At 42.3% G+C, this 21,844-nt stretch carries 27 protein-coding genes; 9 read left to right on the forward strand and 18 right to left on the reverse strand.

The genetic code is table 11. The features are described from left to right. The first annotated feature begins 26 nt into the window (after positions 1–26). The 4 genes from EIZ39_RS19145 to EIZ39_RS19160 are packed head-to-tail and all read left to right on the forward strand — an operon-like array spanning position 27 to position 3,138. Complete coding sequence (locus EIZ39_RS19145) at positions 27–1,217, forward strand: 2,3-diketo-5-methylthiopentyl-1-phosphate enolase (RefSeq protein ID WP_129201785.1); 1,191 nt, start codon at positions 27–29, stop codon at positions 1,215–1,217. Continuing rightward, positions 1,214–1,891, forward strand: a complete 678-nt coding sequence (locus tag EIZ39_RS19150) for a 2-hydroxy-3-keto-5-methylthiopentenyl-1-phosphate phosphatase (protein WP_129201787.1) — start codon at positions 1,214–1,216, stop codon at positions 1,889–1,891. The genes EIZ39_RS19145 and EIZ39_RS19150 overlap by 4 nt, the downstream gene beginning before the upstream one ends. A gap of 19 nt (positions 1,892–1,910) precedes the next feature. Further along, complete coding sequence (locus EIZ39_RS19155) at positions 1,911–2,576, forward strand: methylthioribulose 1-phosphate dehydratase (protein WP_129201789.1); 666 nt, start codon at positions 1,911–1,913, stop codon at positions 2,574–2,576. A 22-nt stretch (positions 2,577–2,598) separates the two neighbouring features. After that, the gene (locus EIZ39_RS19160; RefSeq protein WP_129201791.1) at positions 2,599–3,138 is read left to right on the forward strand and encodes a cupin domain-containing protein; all 540 of its coding nucleotides are present in this window, start codon (positions 2,599–2,601) and stop codon (positions 3,136–3,138) included. Positions 3,139–3,181: 43 nt separating this feature from the next. On the opposite strand, the gene EIZ39_RS19165 is transcribed toward EIZ39_RS19160, so the two are convergent. From EIZ39_RS19165 to EIZ39_RS19235, 15 genes are all read right to left on the reverse strand, one after another. Continuing rightward, positions 3,182–4,939: an ABC transporter ATP-binding protein gene (locus tag EIZ39_RS19165; RefSeq protein WP_129201793.1), complete on the reverse strand. Its 1,758-nt coding sequence runs from the start codon at positions 4,937–4,939 to the stop codon at positions 3,182–3,184. Positions 4,940–5,025: 86 nt separating this feature from the next. Continuing rightward, positions 5,026–5,553 (reverse strand): DUF402 domain-containing protein, encoded by a 528-nt coding sequence (locus EIZ39_RS19170; protein WP_129201795.1) that lies wholly within the window; start codon positions 5,551–5,553, stop codon positions 5,026–5,028. Positions 5,554–5,571: 18 nt separating this feature from the next. Beyond that, complete coding sequence (locus EIZ39_RS19175) at positions 5,572–5,991, reverse strand: GNAT family acetyltransferase (protein WP_129201797.1); 420 nt, start codon at positions 5,989–5,991, stop codon at positions 5,572–5,574. A 174-nt stretch (positions 5,992–6,165) separates the two neighbouring features. Beyond that, a complete protein-coding gene (locus EIZ39_RS19180) occupies positions 6,166–6,432 on the reverse strand; it encodes a hypothetical protein (protein ID WP_129201799.1) in 267 nt (88 codons plus the stop codon). Positions 6,433–6,548: 116 nt separating this feature from the next. Further along, positions 6,549–7,247 (reverse strand): GntR family transcriptional regulator, encoded by a 699-nt coding sequence (locus EIZ39_RS19185; RefSeq protein WP_129201801.1) that lies wholly within the window; start codon positions 7,245–7,247, stop codon positions 6,549–6,551. A 90-nt stretch (positions 7,248–7,337) separates the two neighbouring features. Next, positions 7,338–7,550 carry a hypothetical protein gene (locus tag EIZ39_RS19190; protein ID WP_129201803.1) on the reverse strand — a complete coding sequence of 71 codons (213 nt, stop codon included), beginning with the start codon at positions 7,548–7,550 and terminating at the stop codon, positions 7,338–7,340. 153 nt (positions 7,551–7,703) lie between these two features. After that, positions 7,704–8,042, reverse strand: a complete 339-nt coding sequence (locus EIZ39_RS19195; RefSeq protein WP_129201805.1) for a 2Fe-2S iron-sulfur cluster-binding protein — start codon at positions 8,040–8,042, stop codon at positions 7,704–7,706. Between the two features lie 64 nt (positions 8,043–8,106). Further along, positions 8,107–8,790 (reverse strand): GntR family transcriptional regulator, encoded by a 684-nt coding sequence (locus EIZ39_RS19200; RefSeq protein ID WP_129201807.1) that lies wholly within the window; start codon positions 8,788–8,790, stop codon positions 8,107–8,109. A 26-nt stretch (positions 8,791–8,816) separates the two neighbouring features. Beyond that, a complete protein-coding gene (locus tag EIZ39_RS19205) occupies positions 8,817–9,347 on the reverse strand; it encodes a chromate transporter (protein WP_129201809.1) in 531 nt (176 codons plus the stop codon). Next, positions 9,344–9,940, reverse strand: coding sequence for a chromate transporter (locus EIZ39_RS19210; RefSeq protein WP_129201811.1), 597 nt, complete (start codon positions 9,938–9,940; stop codon positions 9,344–9,346). Before EIZ39_RS19210 ends, EIZ39_RS19205 begins: the two co-directional genes overlap by 4 nt. Before the next feature lie 36 nt (positions 9,941–9,976). After that, positions 9,977–10,456 carry a GlcG/HbpS family heme-binding protein gene (locus tag EIZ39_RS19215; protein WP_129201813.1) on the reverse strand — a complete coding sequence of 160 codons (480 nt, stop codon included), beginning with the start codon at positions 10,454–10,456 and terminating at the stop codon, positions 9,977–9,979. A 25-nt stretch (positions 10,457–10,481) separates the two neighbouring features. Next, positions 10,482–11,945 (reverse strand): aldehyde dehydrogenase family protein, encoded by a 1,464-nt coding sequence (locus tag EIZ39_RS19220; protein WP_129201815.1) that lies wholly within the window; start codon positions 11,943–11,945, stop codon positions 10,482–10,484. A 92-nt stretch (positions 11,946–12,037) separates the two neighbouring features. Continuing rightward, positions 12,038–12,757: an iron-containing redox enzyme family protein gene (locus EIZ39_RS19225; protein ID WP_129201817.1), complete on the reverse strand. Its 720-nt coding sequence runs from the start codon at positions 12,755–12,757 to the stop codon at positions 12,038–12,040. A gap of 222 nt (positions 12,758–12,979) precedes the next feature. After that, positions 12,980–14,437, reverse strand: coding sequence for a hypothetical protein (locus EIZ39_RS19230; protein WP_129201819.1), 1,458 nt, complete (start codon positions 14,435–14,437; stop codon positions 12,980–12,982). A gap of 167 nt (positions 14,438–14,604) precedes the next feature. Then, complete coding sequence (locus EIZ39_RS19235) at positions 14,605–15,354, reverse strand: creatininase family protein (protein ID WP_129201821.1); 750 nt, start codon at positions 15,352–15,354, stop codon at positions 14,605–14,607. A 237-nt stretch (positions 15,355–15,591) separates the two neighbouring features. On the opposite strand from EIZ39_RS19235, the gene EIZ39_RS19240 reads away from it, so the two are divergent. After that, positions 15,592–17,007 (forward strand): hypothetical protein, encoded by a 1,416-nt coding sequence (locus EIZ39_RS19240; protein WP_129201823.1) that lies wholly within the window; start codon positions 15,592–15,594, stop codon positions 17,005–17,007. A gap of 77 nt (positions 17,008–17,084) precedes the next feature. After that, a complete protein-coding gene (gene nadX / locus EIZ39_RS19245; RefSeq protein ID WP_129201825.1) occupies positions 17,085–17,888 on the forward strand; it encodes an aspartate dehydrogenase in 804 nt (267 codons plus the stop codon). On the opposite strand, the gene EIZ39_RS19250 is transcribed toward nadX, so the two are convergent. Next, positions 17,871–18,425: a hypothetical protein gene (locus EIZ39_RS19250; protein WP_129201827.1), complete on the reverse strand. Its 555-nt coding sequence runs from the start codon at positions 18,423–18,425 to the stop codon at positions 17,871–17,873. The two genes, nadX and EIZ39_RS19250, sit on opposite strands and share 18 nt — an antisense overlap. A gap of 112 nt (positions 18,426–18,537) precedes the next feature. Between EIZ39_RS19250 and EIZ39_RS19255 the strand changes: the two genes are divergently transcribed. Further along, positions 18,538–19,017 carry a RidA family protein gene (locus EIZ39_RS19255; protein ID WP_129201829.1) on the forward strand — a complete coding sequence of 160 codons (480 nt, stop codon included), beginning with the start codon at positions 18,538–18,540 and terminating at the stop codon, positions 19,015–19,017. Positions 19,018–19,334: 317 nt separating this feature from the next. Here EIZ39_RS19255 and fabL read toward each other — a convergent pair whose 3' ends face one another. Then, positions 19,335–20,090: an enoyl-[acyl-carrier-protein] reductase FabL gene (gene fabL, locus EIZ39_RS19260; protein WP_129201831.1), complete on the reverse strand. Its 756-nt coding sequence runs from the start codon at positions 20,088–20,090 to the stop codon at positions 19,335–19,337. Between the two features lie 131 nt (positions 20,091–20,221). Between fabL and EIZ39_RS19265 the strand changes: the two genes are divergently transcribed. Together EIZ39_RS19265 and EIZ39_RS19270 are read left to right on the forward strand one after the other, a co-directional pair. Beyond that, positions 20,222–20,416, forward strand: coding sequence for a hypothetical protein (locus EIZ39_RS19265; protein WP_129201833.1), 195 nt, complete (start codon positions 20,222–20,224; stop codon positions 20,414–20,416). Positions 20,417–20,509: 93 nt separating this feature from the next. Then, entirely contained in the window at positions 20,510–21,124 is a 615-nt protein-coding gene (locus tag EIZ39_RS19270) for a superoxide dismutase (RefSeq protein ID WP_129201835.1), read from the forward strand. Between the two features lie 53 nt (positions 21,125–21,177). On the opposite strand, the gene EIZ39_RS19275 is transcribed toward EIZ39_RS19270, so the two are convergent. Beyond that, the gene (locus EIZ39_RS19275) at positions 21,178–21,798 is read right to left on the reverse strand and encodes a YitT family protein (RefSeq protein WP_164985173.1); all 621 of its coding nucleotides are present in this window, start codon (positions 21,796–21,798) and stop codon (positions 21,178–21,180) included. Positions 21,799–21,844: the final 46 nt, after the last annotated feature.

Genomic DNA, 21,844 nt, shown 5'->3' on the forward strand with positions numbered 1-21,844 from the left:
TCCTACTTGAAAGGGGTTAACAAGAGTTGTCTTACATTACAGTCTCCTATCTTACAGAAGCAAAAAGCCTGGAAAAGAAGGCTGAAGCGATAGCAGTTGGCATGACAGTTGGAAGCTGGACGGACCTGCCTGCAGCAAAACAGGAAAAGCTTCAAAAACATCTTGGCCGCTCGGCCGGCGCCACCGTTTACGAAACCACGGCAGAGGGATTAGAGAGAGGTCTTATTAAAGTAGAGTATCCCGTAGTCAATTTCACCTACGATATTCCTTCCCTACTCACCAACGTATTCGGCAAGTTGTCCATGGACGGAAAGATTAGATTAGTCGATATCGATTTCCCTCAGGAATTTACAAGAGAATTCTCAGGACCCAAGTTCGGAATATCAGGGATAAGAGAGCTATTAAATGTACATGATCGTCCATTATTCATGAGTATCTTCAAGTCTTGTATTGGACTTCCACTCGACGAATTAGTTGAGCAATTTAAACTGCAAGTCGAAGGCGGCGTCGATTTAGTTAAAGATGATGAAATCTTTTTTGCGGATGAACATGCCCCTTTCCTCGATCGCATCCGCGCCTGCAAGGAAGTGACAGAGGCCTCTGGTCGCCAAGTCCTTTATGCAGTTAATCTAACGGGACCGGTTACAGGGCTTGTAGATAAAGCAAAGAGAGCGATAGAAAACGGAGCGAATTGCTTACTCCTTAATGTTTTGCCTTATGGATTTGATATTCTAGCTCAACTAAGTCGAGATCCTGATATTAATGTTCCTATTATGGCCCACCCTGCTATGGCAGGTGCTCTATATCAGTCTTCGACTTACGGCATCTCTTCTCCCCTTGTTTTAGGGAAGCTTATGCGATTGGCTGGTGCAGACATTGGACTATTCCCTTCCCCTTATGGATCGGTAGCTCTGCCTAGACAAGAGGCCTTAGATATTGCAACCCATCTAGTAGAAGAAATTCCAGGAATCAAGCCCACATTTCCTGTTCCTTCAGCTGGAATTCATCCCGGTATGGTTCCCCTACTGTATAAGGACTTCGGCCTTAATCACATTGTCAATGCAGGTGGAGGCATCCATGGACATCCAGGCGGGCCAGTAAGTGGAGGACAAGCCTTCGTCGCAGCTATAGAAGCGACAATGCAAGGTATTCCACTTGAACAGTCTAAGAGCCAAGAATTGCTCACTGCCATTGAGAAGTGGGGGATCGTAAAGTGACTAAACAACTAATTCTATTTTGCGATTTTGACGGTACAATTACAGAAAAAGATAACATTGTAGATATCATGAGAGAATTTTCTCCCCAGGGCTGGGAAGAAATTGTTAAAGATATTTTAGACCAACGCAAGACCATTCGTACGGGTGTAGGTGAACTCTTTTCCCTCATTCCTAGCAGCCAAAAAGAACAAATTACTCAATTTGTGTTAGAAAAAGCCAATATTAGAGCAGGGTTCCAAGACTTTGTTACTTTTACCGAAGAACAAGGAATCAAGCTCCTCATCACGAGCGGCGGGATAGACTTCTTCATTCATCCTATGTTGGAGCACTACGGGCTATTAGATCGGATCTATTGTAACAGTGCAAGATTCGATGACCCTACGATTCAGATTACTTGGCCGAATGCATGTGACGAGCATTGTGACGTAGATTGCGGAATGTGTAAAACAAGCATTATCCGCTCTTACCCAACAGATCAATATTATAAAGTCGTAATTGGAGACAGCATTACCGATTTAGCTGGAGCCAAGATTGCGGACCATACGATTGCCAGATCGTTCTTAAAGCAGAAGTGTGAGGAACTAGGCCTGCCTTATTCCTCTTTCGAAACTTTTCACGATGTAATAGACACCTTAAAAAGGTTACAGCAAGAAGTGCATCCACACTCCTTGTAATAAGAAGGAGGAATAAATCATGAATTATGCGATTCACGCGGATACAAGACAAGAAATCATACACAGCCTTAACGAAGTGAAGCAGAATTTTGCTAATCGCGGATGGTTCCCTGGGACAAGTGGTAACCTCTCTATCAAGGTACAAGATCATCCTGTAATCTTTGCCGTTACTGCTAGCGGAAAAGACAAGACAAAAATTACGCCTAATGACTATTTATTTGTAGATATCGATGCTAAACCTGTTGAACAGACCAATCTGAAGCCATCAGCTGAAACTCTCGTTCACTCTGTTGTCTACGACAAGATCCAAGACGCGGGTGCCGTCTTTCATGTCCATACGATCGCTAACAACGTAGTGTCCGAACTCTATGGTGATCAAGGCTACTTTGAAATTGGAAATCAAGAACTGATAAAAGGACTTGGAATTTGGGATGAAGGAGCTGTCATTCAGATTCCTATCGTAGAAAACTACGCCGACATCCCTCGCTTAGCGAAGGAAATTGAAAAAGTCCTTAACCCGCAAATTCCAGGCGTACTGATTCGCAACCATGGGATCTACGCTTGGGGACGCAATGATTTTGAAACGAAACGACATGTAGAAGCATTCGAATTTTTATTTGAATATCACTTACGACTTTTACAGACGAGACATTTAGTCAAGACCAACGTTTTAGTAAATTCTTAATGCACTTAGGAGGAATGAAGAAGTGGCATCCATCGTACTCAGAAAAACAGGGGAACGAATCGAAGGAAATGACAAGGTTGGAGCGTTCTTGAACGAGCAAGGCGTCCTCTTCGAACACTGGAATACAGATAAAATCCCTGCAGAACTAGCTGGCAGATGTAATTTAAATGACGAAGAAAAGCAACAAACCCTTCAAGTATTTGAAGATGATATTAAGTCCCTTGCCGAGCGTCGCGGTTACGTGAACTGGGATGTAGTAGCTCTTACAGAGTCTACTCCAAACCTAGATGAACTGTTAAAGAAATTTGAAGAAGTCCACACCCACACAGAAGACGAAGTTCGCGCCATTACAGCAGGCCATGGCATTTTTATTATTAAGGGACAAGGCGATACGGGCTACTTTGATGTAGAGCTTGAAGCGGGCGATGTCATCTCTGTTCCAGAGAACACTCCTCACTTCTTCACTTTAATGCAAGACCGTCAGGTCGTTGCTGTTCGCTTATTCATCGAACCAGCAGGATGGATTGCTCAGCCTTTCCAGGACCCCGAGTTCGCTAAGTAAAGATCTAAAGAAAAAAAGTCCTTGTACACTCAAGGACTTTTTCTTATTCGGTTACCGGTGAACCAAGGTGCTGGACCGTAAACAATTTATAGTAAGCACCTTCCGCATTCATAAGCTCCTGGTGAGTCCCCATTTCACGGATAGATCCGTCTGAAATCAACACAATTTTATCAGCATGGGTAATCGTAGATAAACGATGCGCGACAATAAAGGTCGTTCGATCCTTCGCCAATCTCTCTAAGGACTGCTGAATAAGCTGCTCAGATTCCAAATCAAGAGCAGATGTAGCCTCGTCTAAGATCAAGATTCTAGGATTCTTAAGAAACACACGAGCAATCGCAATCCGCTGTTTCTGTCCACCGGAAAGCTTCACGCCTCGCTCCCCTATTTCCGTACCATAGCCATCTGGCAGAGGCATGATAAAATCATGAGCATTCGCTGCCTTGGCAGCTTCGATCATATCTTCTTCTGTTGCATTGGGGTTACCCATCAAAATATTTTCCCTGATCGAATCGCTAAACAGGATATTATCTTGCAGCACCATACCGATCTGGCTTCTCAGGCTCTTAAGCGTGACGTCGCGAATATCATGACCGTCAAGATACACGGCTCCACCAGATACATCATAAAACCGCGGAATAAGACTAATAAGTGAAGATTTCCCTCCCCCACTCATCCCGACCAAGGCGACCGTCTGACCTTCCTCAACGACCAAATCAATGTTATGGAGAACCTCATCTCCAGTGTCACGATAGCGGAACGATACTTGATCGAAGACCACTCTTCCTCTCACTTCCTTCAGTTCCATTGCCCCCAACTTATCTCGTATATCATAAGACTCATCAAACAGTTCAAACATGCGGTCCATGGAGGCAATAGACTGCGTCAAGGTCGTAGATGAGTTAACCAGCCTTCTTAATGGACTATACAATCGCTCAAGGTAAGCATAGAAAGCGATAAGTGCTCCAATAGTTAGATTCTCATGAACCACCTGATATCCGGCATACGTAATGACAAGAAGCGGTGCAATATCGGTTATCGTATTGGTTACGGCAAACGTCTTGGCATTCCATACGGTATGATCCACCGCTTTATCTAAGAATTTTTGGTTCCGTCTCTCAAATTGCTTCTGCTCATGATCCTCAAGGGCAAATCCCTTCACCACAGCAATTCCTTGGATCCGCTCATGCAGATGTCCTTGTAGCTCAGCGAGAGCCTGGGAGCGAGTTTTGGTGAGTTGGCGCAGCCTCTGATAGAAGTACTTAATAGAAAAACCGTATAAAGGAAACACAGCGATCGCGACAAGCGTTAGCTTGACATCCATACTTAACATGATGCCTATGGCAATAAGTAAAGTAGCTAAATCCAGCCATAGATTCATCAGCCCTGTCATAATGAAATTTTTCGTTTGCTCTACATCATTAATCACCCGAGAGATGACTTCACCCACCTTGGTATTCTGATAATACCGAAGTGACAGGCGTTGTAGATGGGAAAACAGCTTATCCCGGATATCAAACAGGATTTGGTTAGAGGATAATTGCGCATAGTACTGTCGATAATACTCAATTGGGTAACGGACAAGGGTAAAAACAATAAAGGTAAGCCCCATGATCCAATAGAGTCGCTCTAGTTTTACCTCCCCAGGTAAATCAGCCAACAACAAATCATCGATTACATACATAATGATGAGCGGCAGAGCTAAAGGAAGGCCAAATTTAAACAGTCCAATAATAATCGTAGCCATAATAAGCTTCCAATAAGGCCTAACAAAGGTAAAATATCGTTTAATACTCTCCATTTCTTCATCCCTTCATTGTAAGCCTCAGTGAACAAAAAACCCCTTCACAAAGGAGGGAAAAAATTCCATCCATTGTAGAAGGAGGCTCACTTGTTCTGTAAAATTAAAAATCGCTCATACCAACGTTCCACGAAGCCAGGGTGAAATGCCCCCCTCTTCTCCTGAAGCCAACCGACTACTTCTTCAGCTGCCCGATTCACTTGAGCCATCACGTCCGGCGGATAATGCATCAGCTTACTGTGAACAGAGAATTCCTCCTTGTCCAAGATCACGTAAGACATATCCGGGTAGACCTTCACATCTAAATCATAATCAATATATGATAAGACATCATGTCTAAAGGAAAAAGGTGAACCAATATTACAGTAATAATAAATTCCGTCATCACGAATCATGGCAATCGTATTAAACCATTGTCCACGGCCGAAAGTACAAATAGCAGGCTCCCTCGTCCGCCATTCTCTTCCATCAGCCTCTGTCACCCTAACATTATCATTCGCGCCGATCAGTACCGAATCGCTAATGTGCAGAACCATGGTCTTGTCCCATGCTCTATGGAATGACTTGTCGTGCTTATAGCTCTCTACTCTGATATATGTTCCTGGGGAAGCCATTGTTCTCTCCTTTCGCGATTATGGACTGGATGTTAGGCTCTTGGACAAGGTAATATATTCTTGCACCTCATATCCTAGACTGTGGTAAAACGGAATGACTGTCTTATTATTCTGATTGACCATAATAATGACACGAGTGGCTCCTCTCTGCTTGAGACGCTTCTCAAGCGCCACAACCAACTCCTTACCCACACCATGTCCCTGATAATTAGGATTTACTGCCAAGCGATAGAAGTACCCTCTTGTCCCATCCAAAGTACCAACGATAACTCCTACAACACGCTCTTCAGCCTCCGCTACCAATACAAGCTCGCTATCCCATGCCAACTGCTTGGCTAGGTCATCCATCGATTCAGCTTCTTTTTTCTCCAAGCCTGTTTCTCTCCAAATAGTAGTAATCGCTACGTAATCTCCTAATCGAAAAGATCTGATCCTCACAGCTGTGGGCCTCCCTATCCGTTTGATCTTTTCTTATTTTACACTATAGATCATCTATTGTCTGCCTTATTCGGGTATAAATGTATGCAGCTATTGGAAAATTCATCTCATTCCTTCATTAAATAGGTGAGTAAAACCAAAGGCAGATACCTTCCGTTGTTCGTTGACATAAAATTAGTTGAACAAGGACTTAGCCGTTAAATGAAATTGGGTTTCCCACTTCTCAATTAAGATCGTTTTCATTCTCTGCATCAATCTTAATTGGATAAGCTGACCCTCTATTTCTCTTAATTCATACTCCCTATCCAATTGAACAGCACGTTCATGGCGGACTAGCAGCATCTTTTCCATGGTCTGGTAAGCCTTTAACTCCATTTGTTCCCTATCAATAGCATCTGTAACCTCAGCCTGCCATGACAACCACTTTTCAAAATCTAGCATGTCCGCTTCCTCCTTGTTTGAATTTTCTAACTATATATCCATTATAAACGATTTCCCCCTTTCCAAACCTTAGATTCTTTTGTCGAAAAATAAAAAAAGAATCGTGTCTTTGGGACTCACGATTCTTTTGAAGTGCCTATCATCTTTTCTAATGATTCGAGATAGGATTGTTTGGAATTCTCTATATGCAATTGAGCAAGCTCTTCAGCAAGAGAAGCGTTCCCCTCTTTTATGGCTTCCGCAATATCACGGTGTTCCTCGAACGCACGTCTTCTCCGCTCAGAAGTTTCATGTGAGACGAATGCAAAAGCACGAATATACTCAATCTGGCTCTTCAGAATCTCATATAACCTAGGACTCTGAGCGGCTAAATGAATCGTATCCCGCATCTCTAAGTGAAATTGAGAATAATCCCTGTCGTTTAAATCGCCTGCTAATGCTTCATTAATAGCTTCAATTAAATTCTCAAGGTTTTGTCGATGCTCCGCATTAAGCTTCTCTGTAGCTAAGCGAACCGCTAAACTCTCTAAAGTAGAGAGGATCGTAAACACCTCAACAATCTCTTCAGTCGTCATCTTCGAGACCACCACACCTTTGCGAGGCATGGTCTTCACAAAACCAACGGATTCCAAACGGAACAAAGCTTCACGAATCGGAGTGCGACTAATGTTAAGCTTCTCAGCCAATTCTCTCTCCACAATTCGATCTCCGGATTTATATTCCCCTCTTAGGATCGCATTCTTAATGTACTCGAACACCTTATCTCTAATGGGGCTAATCTCACTATTCCATCCTTGATCTCCGAATTCAGCCATTCCTTGTGCACCTCCTTTTTCTCTAATATGTTAACCTATTTAGAATGCATATTTAACTAAATTGTACTTTATATACAATAGAAGAGAAAGCTAAATTTTCGTATAAATATGCGTAATTTTCCGTTTATTACTCCTTACGGTTGTGATCACAGAGAATATATAGGGGATTTTCCTTACAGAAACGATGATGGCAAGGAAAATGGGAATCCATACGGCACGATGAAAGTCTCCACTATAAGCGATCCAGGTTAGAATCATGGTAGCCACCACGACTAATAAATCTTGGTTTAATCTCGTATTCATTTCTTTCTCCATTCCTACACTATATGGTATTCGGTATACAGTACGCTCATGATTATAACTGTAATTTTTAAAAATACCAGAAGTAAAATGTTACAATTTCATGAACAAAAAAGAAGATATCCCAGAAAAACCGGAATATCTTCCTTTTTTGTTTTATTTAGATTCCCAATGCGCTTTTAGCTTCGCATTTTCTTTTACCTTAACATTTCCATCCCAAGTCACTTTAACGTCACCTGTAGCAAAGCTCATGCAAGCTAAACGATAACCGTTAGCTAATTGCTCTTCCGTTAATCGATGAGTTTCGTGCTTACGAATTTTCGTAAGATTTTCTGCTCCTTCTTCCACGTGAATCTTACAAGTACCGCATAGTCCTCCTCCACACTTGTAAGGAAGTTCCGCGTTGTTACGAATCGCACTTGCAAGTAGGTTAGTTTCTACACCAGCTTCAAACTCTACTACTTTCCCGGATGTCTGAAATTGAATCTTTGCCATAGTTGGCCCTCCCTTATATTGTGGTTTTATGATGGTACAGGTTTCTCTACTCCAAATTGTCTTTTTATTTTTTCTTTACTGAATCTATTGTGCGGATATAAGCTTTACGCGAATTCTCTATATGGTCTTGCGTCATTTTCATCGCTTTATCAATTTGACGTTCACTCATCGCTTGCAAGATATCTTTGTGTTCATGGAGCGCTTCTCTCATTCGTCCAGGAACTTCGTATCCAATATGAGCGAAGGCTCGAATATAATCAACCAAATCACTTAACATTTCATATAATCGTGGACTTTTGGCTGCTTTATATAAGAAGTTGTTAATTCTAATATGAAACTGAGAAATTTCCTCATCTTCGTTTCCAGCTAACAGACGATTGGTTTCTTCTATTAATTCATCTAATTCCTTAGTCATAAATTCATCTAACCGTTCCGTTGCAAGTTGCACAGCCAGAACCTCTAAAGAAGACAGGATCGAAAATACTTCTAGTACTTGTTCAAGAGAGATCTGGGAAACGATGACTCCCTTTCTTGGAACAGTCGTTACAAAGCCTTGTGACTCTAAACGTAATAGGGCTTCTCGAATCGGTGTCCGGCTAATTTTTAATTTATCTGCTAGCTCTCGTTCAACTAACCTTTCCCCCGTCTTTAATTCACCCTTTAAGATTTCATTTTTTAAATACTGGTAGACCTTCTCGCGAATCGGTACCAGCTCTTCTACGACCCATTCATCTTTTTGTGAAAGCATCTCCCCACCCCCTCTTTCTTTTTCTCTTAGCTTAGTAGAATCGCACCATAAGCTAGGGATCCGGCAATAACGAAAGATGGATGGATCTTAATCAACTCCATGGCCACAAAGCTTCCGATCGCTAGAATCGCTGTATGAATCATGCCACTATCATGAAATGCGTGGATAAAAAATTGGTAAGCTAATACTCCTAGTAAAACTGCAACTACCGGCTGTACAGATTTCGTCATTTCCTTTACATAAGGAGAATCCTTGAACAAAGCAACGAACTTAAAAAGGATAATCATAGCCATAGCGGAAGGAACGACCGTCGCAATTAAGGCAATGGCAGCTCCAAGTACTCCACCCACTTGAAACCCTACGAAAGCAGCCATCTTAGTTGCAATAGGTCCAGGAAGGGCATTTCCAATCGCTAAGATGTCTCCAAACTCTTTTAACGTTAGCCATCCGTAATGATCAACTACTTCAGCTTGAATGAGCGGGATGGATGGTGGGCCTCCGCCATAACCTAGTATATTGGAGATAAAAAAGGCCCAGAACAGTTGTAAGTATATCATTTTTCAACACTCCGATTCGTCATGGAGTCTTGATGGCTCAAAGGTGCGGCGGCTCTAGATTTGGTATAGGTTTTTATAAATGCGAATGCAATGAATATAGCAATGATAATAGCAGGATGTATACCAATAAACTGAAGCGCCACAATGGATACGGCAATGGTTGCTATGCTCCCGGCCTTGCCCATCCCTTTCCATGTTTTTTGAAAAAATTGATATGCCATAACAGCGAGCATCATCCCGATTACAGGACCTACCGCCATAATCATTCCTTTTATAATCGCCGATTGCCCCATTGCATACAGCGAACCTAATAAGGCAATCATGGCTATAACTGTTGGAACGATATGAGATAATACGGCAACAGCCGCACCCATGTTTCCTTTTACACGATATCCGATATAGGTTGCCATCTTCGTGGCAATTGGACCAGGAAGAGCATTGGCTAAAGCAAGAACGTCTCCGAACTCATCATCTGTCATCCACTTATACTTATCTACCGCTTCATATCTAATTAAAGGGATGACGGAGGGACCTCCGCCATAACCCAATAATCCGGAGCGGCCAAAGCCAAGGAACAACTCTTTATAGGACATTTCCGACTCCTTCTTTCTTTTCCCGTATATTACACCTTAATACTTAAGGTTCGGTTCTGCCACTACATCGTAGCCATCTTTAGCTAAATATTCTTTAAGTGCTTGCAATGCAGCCACTCCAGCAGCTGTATCTTGTTCTCCGTTACCACCGCTCAAACCAACTCCGCCAATCACTTCACCATCTACAACAATGGGGAATCCACCAACGAAGATGGCAAACTTACCACCGAGCATATGCTGGATACCGAACGCTTCGTTTCCAGGTAGAGCAGGTCCGTTTGGCTCTGTATTAAAAAGATGGGTAGAACGCTTGTGTCCCGCAGCAGTGAAAGCTTTTGCAATCGCAATCTCAGGTCCTGTAATACGAGCGCCGTCCATTCTTTCTAGCGCAATGACATATCCTCCGTCATCAACGATACAAACCGTTTCTAATACACCAATTTCTTCAGACTTTTTAATTGCTGCTTCGATCATTAATTTTGCTTCTGCGCGTTCTAATTTAAGAGCCTTTTTCATTTAAATATCCTCCTATAGATCCCTATTAATATCCAAAGTAAACGGTTTTGGTTTGTGTAAAGAACTCTAATCCAACTCGACCGGACTCTCTGAAGGTTGAAGTACTAGATCTCTTTAATCCGCCGAATGGAGCATTAATCAAGTTTCCTGTTGTTGTACGGTTAATCTTCACCGTACCAGAATGGATGCCAGCAGCAAACTTCTGAGCAGTTGCAATACTGTTTGTAACAATCGCAGCGGACAATCCGTATTCTACGTCATTAGCAATCGCTAGAGCTTCCTCAAAACTGTCTACAGCGATTACGGCTACTACCGGTCCAAAGATCTCTTCTTGAGCAATCGTCATCTTAGGTGTTACACCAGTAAATACAGCTGGTCTTACATAGTAACCGTTATCGAATTCTGCTCCAGAAAGACGCTCACCACCATAAACAAGAGTAGCTCCTTCTTTCTGTCCTACTTCAACATAATGAAGTACATTTTTCATTTGCTTGGCATTCGCTAAAGGACCGATTTCCACTCCTTTGTCCATACCATTTCCAATCTTTAATCCTTTTGTCTTTTCAACGAGTTTACTTACATATTGATCATGAACAGATTTCATCACGATGACACGGCTTGTTCCTGTACATGCCTGACCTGTTAATTCAAATCCACCTTTAATGGTAAGTTCAACCGCTTTATCCACATCAGCATCATCCATCACGATAAGTGGGTTTTTACCACCAAGCTCCATTTGTGTGCGTGTTGTAAGAGCCACAGCCTTCTGAATGGACTCCCCTGCACCCGTGGAACCTGTAAAAGTCACTGCTTTCACAGCTGGATCAGTCAAAAGCGGACCGACTACTTGGGAAGCAGAACCTGTTACAAAATTGATAACTCCTTTAGGAATACCTGCATCAACTAAAGCCTCAACCAGGCGCAGCCCGATAAGAGGAGTATCAGATGAAGGCTTGAATACGACTGTATTGCCTGTCATCAAAGCTGGGGCGATTTTTCGAGCGGCAATGGATATTGGGAAATTCCATGGGGTAATAACCGAGATAACCCCTAATGGTTCGCGTACCGTATAAATCTGAGCTGTTGGATCGTCAGATGGAAACGTTTCTCCCGTAAAGGTTAAAGCTTCGACTGCATAGAAGCGGAATGTAGCAGCGGATCGCATAATTTCCATACGACTTGCGCCAATAATCTTTCCTTCTTCACGAGTCAATTCTTCCGCATATTGATCTACTCTGCTTTCAAGGATATCAGCAGCTTTGTTCAAGAAATTAGCTCTGTTAGAAGGCGTTAATTTCGCCCAATCAGCGAAAGCTTGCTCCGCTGCTCTTACAGCATGAAATGCATCCTCTTCTGTAGAAGCTTGAAACTCTGCAACTATATCATTGGTATCAGCTGGGTTTACACTTTGGAACGTTTTATTAGAACCAGATGCTACCCACTCGCCATTAATTAGGTTATTGAAAGTTTGGACTGTTGTTTTTAACATTTTTCTCTCACCTCTCCAATCATACTTATTGGAACGGCAGTTCCCTTACTACTAGGAAACTGCCGTATAGGATCATTCTCTATTCTTATGAATTAAGCGTTGATCTTCGCTTCGATTTCTTCCTTCATGGAATTATATAGACCTTCCATGTACATCCAACGCATTTTCGCACCAGTGCGAACGATTTCTAAACAACGTTGTTGCATTTCAGGAGTTGTTGCATAGTCAAGAACGATTTGGTATCCGCGCTCACCGTGGATCTCGTCAGATACGATGTGAAGATCGAAGAATTCAACTTCTTCATCAGTGAATCCGTACTTTTCTTTCAAAGGAGGAAGTTGCTTACGGTAGATTGCAGGTACTTGAGATTCTAATCCAACTACTAGAGCAGCAGTTGCTACTACGAAATTTTCTCTCATTGCTACAGCGTAGCACCAGCTTTGTAATCCAAGAGTAGTAGGAAGGATGTTGCTGATATCTGTTACACGCTCAGCTGTAGTTCCGCAAGCTTCTGCAAAACGAATCAACAAGTCTGTATGTCTGTCACCACCAAGCTCTTCTTCCCACATGTTTTGAAGGGTGAAGTCTTTGGCATCTGTATAAGCATCTGGAGTGCTAGCATAGATGTAAGCCAAGTAGTCTGCGAATGGTCCAACGTATGCGTAGTGGTTTTCAGCCCATAGTGCAAAATGTTTGCGCTCTAGTAAACCTTCAGACCATGCTTTAGCAAATGGAGATACAGAAGAATGCTGTCCTTTGATCGCTTTCTCTAACTCTGCTCTGAAATCTTCGCGGTTTAATAATTCTGCCATTGTTAATTCCTCCTTGAATGTGGGTTTTATCGTTTTTTTTGAGCTTGGTCCTGTTTTAGTATGACCAAGAGGAGCAAACTTACTTAAAGGCTTTTTGTATTTGGTGTTTGGTATACCAACTTGCCTTTTTTAGAAGAGCTTTGGTGTTTGGTATACCAAAGCTCTTGTCTTACATACTACAGGACGTTCACAAATCTGTCAATACTATTTTTAGAAAGTTTTTTACCATATCAATAGTGCAATTATTGTTGAAACTGTTAAACCTATAATAACTGGCAAGAAATTTTTACGGGCCAGATCAATCGCAGAAACTCCAGCGAATCCAGCAACAGCGACTAGAGAAGACCAAGCAATAAGAGTTCCTCCTCCTGTCCAGATTGCACCCATCTGTCCGATAGCGGCTAAAGTGGCAGGATCTAGTCCAACCCCTGGCCCCATTGCGCCAGCCAAACCACCAGTTAAAGGTAATCCAGAGAATCCAGAACCATCTAGACCTGTAATAATACCAATGATAAGGATACCAAAGGCAGTTAAGAACGCACTTTGTGGTACTAAACTCTGTGCGGAACTAATGATATCGAACAAAAACGCTGGCGCTGCTACTCCTTCTCCAACACCTAGGATTGTCCCAGCAAAATCACCACTTCCTAAGAAGAAGAACCCAGCAATCGGAACCACGGGTCCCATTGCCTTAAAGGCGAATACGAAACCATCGGTAATGTGGTCACCAATTTTATCTAAGGCATGAGCACGTCCAAATGCAACAGAAGCTAACACAAGAAGTACTGCTGCTACACCACCAATAAATGCAGCTCCGTCTCCACCTTCAAAACTACCCAAATTAGCGCCTTCTATTTTAGAGAAAGCCATCACAACAACCACTGCCAGTAAGCTTGCAGGTACTAATACGGCAAAGAACTTACCCCAACGATCTAATACGGATTGATCCTCGGCACTCAAGACTTCACTAGCAGCCGCTACTTCATGTTGAGCACTTTGTGTTCCGAGCGAAGTTAGTTCGTTTTCAATACTTCCATCATCTGACTTTCTCATCTTCTTAAACATCGTGAGGTACGCAATACCAATAGCAGTCAATCCAGTAATTAAAGATAGTACCCATGCTTTGCTAGCTACCAAACTCGTTTCTACACCCGCAGCCTTTGCACTTAGCATCGGGGCGATCTGCATTACATAGTCAGAGGAAAGCGCCATCCCTTGTCCTGCTAAAGATATAGCTACTGCAGCTCCAATCGCTGGCAATCCTGCTTTAACTGCTGCAGGGATCAACAAGGCACCTATTAATGGAACAGCAGGCGTTGGCCAGAAGAAAAGAGAAATTGAGAATGTAACCGCAATCAAAACCCAGAAAGCCATATGACCATTTACCATTACTTTTTGGATAGGTGCTATCATTCTTCGGTCAGATCCTAGATCTTTTAATGAATGAAGAAGTGCAACCATGAAGGTAATAATCAAGAAGATGCTAAAAAGCTCTTTTGCCGCAACTAGGTTCGCATTGAAGATCGCTTGAAGACCCCCGATAAAACTTCCGTTGTAAATCCATGCTACTAACAAAGTTCCTATCAAGGTAGGAAGTACTACTCCGCGTCGGAAGAGCATGGTTCCGATAACAATAAGGGTAACCAGCGCATACATCCAATGAGCTAATGTTAATGACATTCATAGCACCTTCTTTCAAAAGTATTGTAAATACAGGAGATAAACAAGTTTGTAAATGGTCTGATAATTTCAATTAAAAAAAGAAAAAGAAGAAGAATGAAAACGCTTTATTTGTTTTTGATTTTACTATGAATCACAAGCTTACAGCTAGTGGAAATAACTTGAAACTATAGATCTAACATTCTTCTTATCGAACTCTCTAAACCATCTAAAGCCTCTTCGACAACCTGCTGTCCAATTTCATAGCTGGCTTTAGTGGCGTCACCGATACAGCCATTAGCCGTCATTTCCTCATATTGATAGGTTCCCTGCAAAGCATTTCCTGGACGTAAGTTTCTCCACTTGCCCTCTACGATATCTCCCTTCTCAAGTCGATCTGGACGTACGAGTTGAGGAGCTAGATATAGTGCTTCAGAAACCTCTCTTTCACAGCTGTGACCGAAAAGAGTAGATGAGATATGTTCTTTCATTGCATTTTTCGCTGCTGCCGTGGACTTCGCATAGAAGATCTCTACTTCTAATTCATGAGTCAAGGTTGTACAGGCCACGCTTAAAGTGGACTGGTTCCCCCCATGAGAGTTCAGGAATAGAAATTTCTCAATTCCATGCTTCTTTAAGGACCAGACCATGTCTCTTAAAACATTAATCAAAGTCTCAGGTCTTAAAGTAATTGTCCCAGGAAAATTAATATGGTGAATCGAAACTCCCATGTTAACAGTCGGCGTAACTAAAACATGCGGAAAAAGTCTCTGTGCTAAACGGTTAGAAACCTCCGTGGCTAAAACAGCATCACAGCTTTCATTCATATGTGGTCCATGCTGCTCATGCGCCCCCACTGGAATGATGGCTAACTTCACCGTTTTTAGAGCTTCTTGTACTTCCGGCCATGTCATCTCAGTCAAGCGATAGGACTCCATCAATAACACCCCCTTTTTTGTGTATTGGATATTGTATACCATATAATCTAACATAAACAAAGTGTTAATGTACATAACTTTTTTAGAAAATTTTAAATAGAATAAAATGTAAATTTTACTACCCAGCCCGAAGTGAAAACCTAATGAAAATTCTGTATAATATTGTTTATCTTCCTCTCCCATGCTACTATATTAGAAAAATTGGTATACAGTATACTGATAGATAAGGAGGCTTCTATGGATTCTAAGAAGGGGAAAGCTGCCTCTATCCCGCTTCGAACGGTTGTATATTCGGTTTCTATTGGTGTGTTTCTTTTATCAACCGTATTTGCTGCCGAGCTGTTCTCTACCATCCTTTCCATTGCGGCCATTGTATGTATTGCCGTCTCCCTCCCGCAATCAGGAAAGATTGCCGGTAGCCTTTCCACTTTATTTTTAGGAATCGGCTTTTTTGTCCTGTGGCAAAGTGACGTTTCGACTTCCACCTATTTGACTTCTTTTGGCGGTATGTTCAACCTATTGGCCTTATTTTCTATCATTCCGCTTATTGCTGTACCTATTCGTGTCGGTGGGTATAGTGAAACCATTCGTCACATCTTAGAGAGCAGAATTAAAAGTCCAGCTCATTTATATCGAACGATCTCTTTTTACTCCTTTTTCCTAAGCTGCTTTATGAATCTAGCCACACTGCCCATGATGTACTACAGTGTGAAAAAAGCCGTTGAGCAATATCCGTTAAAGAGCACTAGTCAATTTACTTCCATTGGAATTATCCAAGGCTTTGCTTTGCCTATACTCTGGACACCCATCGCTCCTATTGTAGGGGTCGTATTTGACCTCACCCATGTGAATTGGTTGTCTATGCTACCCATCCTTTTAGGGCTTAGCGTTGCTGGTCTTCTATTGAATTGGGCCTTGTTTCAGATCAACCAAAAGAAATTTCTTCATAGCTTACCCGATGGGTATTCTGCTGCTGGAGTTGAGATTGCTGCGGCTGTGTCTACCCCGGATGACCAATTATGGAAGCATAAATTAAGACAAATGAGTATCGCTGTTCTTCTCTTTATCACATCGATCGCTCTGCTTGAGTACTTATTTCCTATAGGTCTAATTACCACAGTTATCATTTTAACGATTCCTTTTTCACTATTATGGTCTATGTTTTTGAAACAAGGGAAAGCTTACTTTAAAGAAACATTAGGGCATTTCAAGAATCAATTACCAAAAATGAGCGATCAATTCGCCATCTTTTTAAGTGCAGGGTTCTTCGTGACTGCTTTACAAATTACGGGTTCGAATCAAAGTATTAACCAAGCCGTTACAAGCTTAGATCATCTCATCGGTTCAACCGCTTTTATTATGATCTTGCCGCTTATCCCTTTACTTTTAGCGTTTCTTGGCATGCATCCCGCACTTGCCATCGGTTTGCTAGCAGAATCACTAGATCCCGTAACCCTAGGAATTACGCCAGAGCAAATGGCACTTGCCTTATTGGGTGGAGCAGTTTCCACTTTTTTACTTGGTCCATTTAATGCGACATCCGGTATTATGGCATCTATTGTCAAAGTCAGTCCATTCCGCATTGTAAGCTGGAATGTGGGCTATTCTCTCGCCTTTCTCATTCTGATTGCAATCACCTTGCTCATGATGTAAACCTATTGACGTAATCTCTTGAAGTTGATACAATCTTCCAAACTAATATGGTATACCAAAACACAAGGAGGTCTTTTATGCTTCGAGTCGGACTTATTGGCTATGGAACGATCGGAAAAGATACCGCTCAATATATCATGGAAAAAAAAGCAGGAAATGTAGAATTAGTATCCATTCTGGTGAGGGATATGAGTCGAGTTCAGTCAGATCTTCCACAAGAAGTTTTCTGCGATCAACCGGACGAATTCTTCGCTAAGGACTTGGATATTGTCGTGGAAGGAGCTGGGCATCATGCCGTCCAACTTTATGCAGAAAGAGCTCTGACAAGCGGCAGTGATTTTATAGTCTCTAGTGTAGGGGCCTTCAATGACCAAAGCTTACTTGATCGCACGTTGAAAGCAGCCGAAGAAGCTGGCAAGCGTCTGATTGTCCCTTCTGCTGCTGTAGGTGGTTTGGATCGAATTGCTGCTGGTGCGGTCGGGCCACTAGATGAAATTACCTTAAAAACGAGCAAGCCTCCTAAAGCTTGGTTTGGAACGGCTGTTGAGGAACAAGTAGACTTGAACAATTTAACAGAGCCCGTCTGCGTGTTTGAAGGAAATGCAAGAGAATCCTCTCGTCGCTTCCCAGAAAGTGTAAATGTTTCTGCTGCGCTAAGCTTGGCCGGACTAGGCCTTGATGAAACCAAGGTGCAAGTGTTTGTTGATCCGAATATTAACCGGAATGTTCATGAGATCTTTGCTGCAGGCAAGTTCGGCGAGATTCGATTACAGATACAAAATACCCCATCTCCGAATAATCCGAAGACAGGGTATATTGTCGCAATGAGTATTGCGAAGGTATTAAAGAACTTATCTACAAACTTAGTGATTGGCTGCTAAGCCTCCGATGGTATAGCTTAACTCTTGCTTAAGCCAATTAATCTCAAATTGATCTCTGTGATGAAGTGCTGATTGTAGCTTTTCTAATAAATAATCAATACGGTGTTGCTTCAGGAACTCATCAATTTGGGCTTGGAGCTTCGGATCAACAGTACCAGGCTCTCGGCTAATCAACCCCTGCCTATATTCGATTGCTTCACCCTCTGCAGGATAAAAGTTGATCACCGCATTAGACTCAAAGGAATGAGCCGCTGTATGGAAAACCTTCCAGATTGGTTGTTTAATGATATCAGACACGGAGTTCCCCATCAGGAATAGGCTTCCGGTTACCGTGCCGGGACCTTCCTTTTGGGCATAGAGATTAAGAACACCATGACTTGAAGTAATAACTAACCCTTTATTTTTCTTTGTTTCTATTTTCTTGACCTGGAGTTTCTTTGTTGATTTACCCAATTCTGCAATGGTTTCCCAATCTTCTTCACGGAACTTACCGATAAACTTGTTGCAGACACCCTTTACATTAATAGGCTTATCCAATTTAACTCCACCACCATTACTATGTTTTCTATTATTATATGGGATTGCTGTAAAAAGGTGAAAGATAAATTTTTGTTATTTTATTAATATTTAATATTCAGGAGGAAAACAAATGGAATCGCTAACAACAACCAGTATTGACAGGAAATTGGCTGAACTAAACATTGTCTTGGCAAATTCCCCTAAGCCCTCTGGAAATTACGTACCTTATGTTTTTGCCCCTCCCTTTTTATATGTTAGTGGAGTTACACCAAAAGTGGATGGAAAGCTGCTCTATAAAGGAAAAGTAGGACAAGAAATTACGAAGGAAGAAGGATATCAGGCTGCAAGACAATGTGTGATCAACCATCTGAATACACTTAAGGCTGCTTTAGGGGATCTCGAGCGTGTAGAAGGAATCGTTAAAATCGTTGGATTCGTCAACACAGACGGGGATTTCCACGAGCTTCCATCCGTCATCAACGGCGCATCCGATCTATTAGTTGAAGTCTTTGGTGAACGCGGTCAACATGCTCGCTCTGCAGTAGGCGTTTCCTCCCTTCCGGGTGGCGCTGCAGTAGAAGTGGAAATGATTGTGCGTGTGAGGGATTAGGTTTGGACGGTGGGTTAGTTGGTTGGTCCAACTAGCTTAAGTAAGCAGAGAGCGTGGAGCAGGATCAGGCTCACCTGAAATAAGCGGAGATTTTCCGCTTATTTTCCCTCCGGGACCCAAAAACAGTGAAATAAGCGGAATTTTTCCCGCTATCCCTCGAGAAACTACAATTTTCGGGCCTTCCAGCAGGAATAGGCGGAATTCTTCCGCTTACTCCTGCTCTTTTCGGCCCACTTTCTTAAATAGCGGAACTTTCTCCGCCTATCTCATCATCAATAGCCAAAGGGGCAGCCCAACGGTGCCCTCTCCCCTAGCAACTATAAAATTAACGAGATCCCGCCATCTACAATGATCGTCTGTCCACAAATCATATTTGAATCATCTGACAGAAGGAACATGACGGTATTGGCGAGGTCCTTCGGTTCTACCACACGTCCAGCAGGTGTCTTTTCTTTTGCCCCTTGTAAGATTTCTTCGCGGTTTGGAAAGTGCTTAAGGGCATCTGTGTCAACTGCTCCACCAGAAACAGCATTAACAATGATGTTCTTCGGAGCCAACTCCACGGCTAAATATCTAGTTAAAGCTTCTACAGCCGCCTTGGACACTCCAACTGTCGTATAATTATCAAGGACTCGAATGGACCCTAGACTTGATAAACTGACAATTTTACCTCCACCGCTCTTCTCCATGAGCTTCGATGCTTCTTGAGCACAGAACAGTAGAGCACGGCTGTTGATATTCATGGTCCAATCCCAGTGAGACTCTTCAAGCTCCATAAGCGGACGAAGAACACCAGAGGCAGCATTACTAATGAAGTAATCCAATCTTCCAAAGTGCTCATCAATCTCTTTAAACATATCCTTTATTTTAACTGTATCGCCCACATTCCCTTTAACAAGCAATACTTTAACACCTTTATCTTCTAACTCTTTGGCTGTTTCTGCTGCTGCTGTTCGATTGCGCAAATAATTAATAACTAAATGACAGCCACGATCGGCTAGCATATGAGCAATTTCCCTGCCTATACCTCTAGATCCCCCTGTAACAAGGGCTACTTTACCTTGAAATGACATACGAGTTTATCCCCTTTATTTTTAGTACTAGGTCCTAATTTTTACTTCTTCATTATATTTCATTTTTAACTGAATGAAAATCCTTTAATAATATCATCCTAAGATAGGACCTGAGAAAAAGGAGGATTCGCATGTTCGAAGAACGCTATATGGGGGAACTAGAAGATGTTCCGTTAAAAGACTGGACCTTAACAGAGCTTGCCTTCCATCATCATGTCATGGCCCAGATGGGCGGCTTTTTAAATACAGAAGGTGTCAGCTTCCATCATACCATCATTAATGAGATAGAGCGTCGTGGTGGTCTTCAGGACTTACATTTATCTTAACAAGTTACATTTTGATACTTTTTTGTTGATTTAGTCTGTGAAATTATCTATAATAAATTTTGGAAGACTATACATATGGAGGAGGAAATACCCATGCCTAAGTATGAATTGCCTGCACTACCTTATGCTGCTAACGCTCTTGAACCACATATCGATGAGCAAACGATGAACATCCACCACGGACGTCATCATGCTACTTATGTAAACAATGTGAATGCTGCTTTAGAAGGACATGATGACCTTTCTAGCAAGAGCATTGAAGAATTGATCTCTAACATGGAAGCCATTCCTGAGAATATCCGCAATGCCGTTCGCAACAATGGTGGCGGACATGCTAACCACTCCCTATTCTGGCAGATCCTAAGCCCTAATGGCGGCGGAGCTCCAGCTGGTGAATTAGCCGATGCTATCAACAGCGCTTTTGGAAGCCTTGACAGCTTCAAAGAAGAATTCGCTAAGGCGGCTACTACTCGCTTTGGTTCTGGTTGGGCTTGGTTGGTTGTTGACAATGGAGCCCTTGCAGTTACTAGCACTCCTAACCAAGACAGCCCTCTTATGGAAGGCAAAACTCCGATCCTTGGATTGGACGTATGGGAGCATGCTTACTACTTGAAGTATCAGAACAAGCGTCCTGACTACATCGGCGCATTCTGGAACGTAGTGAACTGGGATGAAGTGAGCAAGCGTTACGCTGCAGCTCGTGGATAATAGGCTAACGCCTAAACAAAAAGAGGGTAACCCGACGGGTTCCCTCTTTTTGTTTAGGATTTTGATAATGAATAAGCTTCTTCTTCCTCCACCATCTCTTTAATCGGAGACTTCTTATAACGCCCAATAATCGTACTTGCAACAATGATTGAAATCGTGGATACTAACGCATTAATCCAGCCTACTAAAGCAGCTGCGCTTAAAATAATAGCTAAGTCACAAAGGAATATCGTTATTCCTCTATTAATCTTAAACCGCTCATCTAGGTAGAGTGCTAGAATATGAATGCCTCCAAGTGAAGAACCATTGTTCAGGACAAACGTAACCCCTACTCCAATCAATAAGCCTGCTAGGGCCGAGCCTAGGACCATATTATTGATTTCAGGCAGTGCTAGAAGGTCCAATAGATCTCGAGTGATAGAAATCCCTGTGATCGATAGTAAACTTGAAATCGTAAACCACTTGCCTAGCTTAGATAAAGAAATAATAAAGAAAGGCAGGTTTGCAATAAAGAACCAAAATCCCCAAGAACTCTCCGAAATAAAAGTGATAATGGTAGCGATCCCCGCTGTTCCTCCGAATGTCAGCTGGCTAATCGAAAGCACTTTAATTCCGAGCGATGTAAGGAAAAGTCCCAAAATAACTAGGGAAAGGCGTTTCAACCAATCAGCCATGCTCCATTCCTCCCGTTCTAAATATGAATACTCATTCATTAGCTTA

The sequence above is a fragment of the Ammoniphilus sp. CFH 90114 genome, assembly GCF_004123195.1.
Lineage (GTDB): Bacteria > Bacillota > Bacilli > Aneurinibacillales > RAOX-1 > YIM-78166.

Coding starts and splice junctions, on each gene's coding strand:
- EIZ39_RS19155 (WP_129201789.1), top strand. CDS start 1,911: ATGAATTATGCGATTCACGCGGATACAAGACAAGAAATCATACACAGC.
- EIZ39_RS19165 (WP_129201793.1), bottom strand. CDS start 4,939: ATGGAGAGTATTAAACGATATTTTACCTTTGTTAGGCCTTATTGGAAG.
- EIZ39_RS19170 (WP_129201795.1), bottom strand. CDS start 5,553: ATGGCTTCCCCAGGAACATATATCAGAGTAGAGAGCTATAAGCACGAC.
- EIZ39_RS19180 (WP_129201799.1), bottom strand. CDS start 6,432: ATGCTAGATTTTGAAAAGTGGTTGTCATGGCAGGCTGAGGTTACAGAT.
- EIZ39_RS19185 (WP_129201801.1), bottom strand. CDS start 7,247: ATGGCTGAATTCGGAGATCAAGGATGGAATAGTGAGATTAGCCCCATT.
- EIZ39_RS19190 (WP_129201803.1), bottom strand. CDS start 7,550: ATGAATACGAGATTAAACCAAGATTTATTAGTCGTGGTGGCTACCATG.
- EIZ39_RS19195 (WP_129201805.1), bottom strand. CDS start 8,042: ATGGCAAAGATTCAATTTCAGACATCCGGGAAAGTAGTAGAGTTTGAA.
- EIZ39_RS19200 (WP_129201807.1), bottom strand. CDS start 8,790: ATGCTTTCACAAAAAGATGAATGGGTCGTAGAAGAGCTGGTACCGATT.
- EIZ39_RS19205 (WP_129201809.1), bottom strand. CDS start 9,347: ATGATATACTTACAACTGTTCTGGGCCTTTTTTATCTCCAATATACTA.
- EIZ39_RS19210 (WP_129201811.1), bottom strand. CDS start 9,940: ATGTCCTATAAAGAGTTGTTCCTTGGCTTTGGCCGCTCCGGATTATTG.
- EIZ39_RS19215 (WP_129201813.1), bottom strand. CDS start 10,456: ATGAAAAAGGCTCTTAAATTAGAACGCGCAGAAGCAAAATTAATGATC.
- EIZ39_RS19220 (WP_129201815.1), bottom strand. CDS start 11,945: ATGTTAAAAACAACAGTCCAAACTTTCAATAACCTAATTAATGGCGAG.
- EIZ39_RS19225 (WP_129201817.1), bottom strand. CDS start 12,757: ATGGCAGAATTATTAAACCGCGAAGATTTCAGAGCAGAGTTAGAGAAA.
- EIZ39_RS19230 (WP_129201819.1), bottom strand. CDS start 14,437: ATGTCATTAACATTAGCTCATTGGATGTATGCGCTGGTTACCCTTATT.
- EIZ39_RS19235 (WP_129201821.1), bottom strand. CDS start 15,354: ATGGAGTCCTATCGCTTGACTGAGATGACATGGCCGGAAGTACAAGAA.
- EIZ39_RS19240 (WP_129201823.1), top strand. CDS start 15,592: ATGGATTCTAAGAAGGGGAAAGCTGCCTCTATCCCGCTTCGAACGGTT.
- nadX (WP_129201825.1), top strand. CDS start 17,085: ATGCTTCGAGTCGGACTTATTGGCTATGGAACGATCGGAAAAGATACC.
- EIZ39_RS19255 (WP_129201829.1), top strand. CDS start 18,538: ATGGAATCGCTAACAACAACCAGTATTGACAGGAAATTGGCTGAACTA.
- fabL (WP_129201831.1), bottom strand. CDS start 20,090: ATGTCATTTCAAGGTAAAGTAGCCCTTGTTACAGGGGGATCTAGAGGT.
- EIZ39_RS19265 (WP_129201833.1), top strand. CDS start 20,222: ATGTTCGAAGAACGCTATATGGGGGAACTAGAAGATGTTCCGTTAAAA.
- EIZ39_RS19270 (WP_129201835.1), top strand. CDS start 20,510: ATGCCTAAGTATGAATTGCCTGCACTACCTTATGCTGCTAACGCTCTT.
- EIZ39_RS19275 (WP_164985173.1), bottom strand. CDS start 21,798: ATGGCTGATTGGTTGAAACGCCTTTCCCTAGTTATTTTGGGACTTTTC.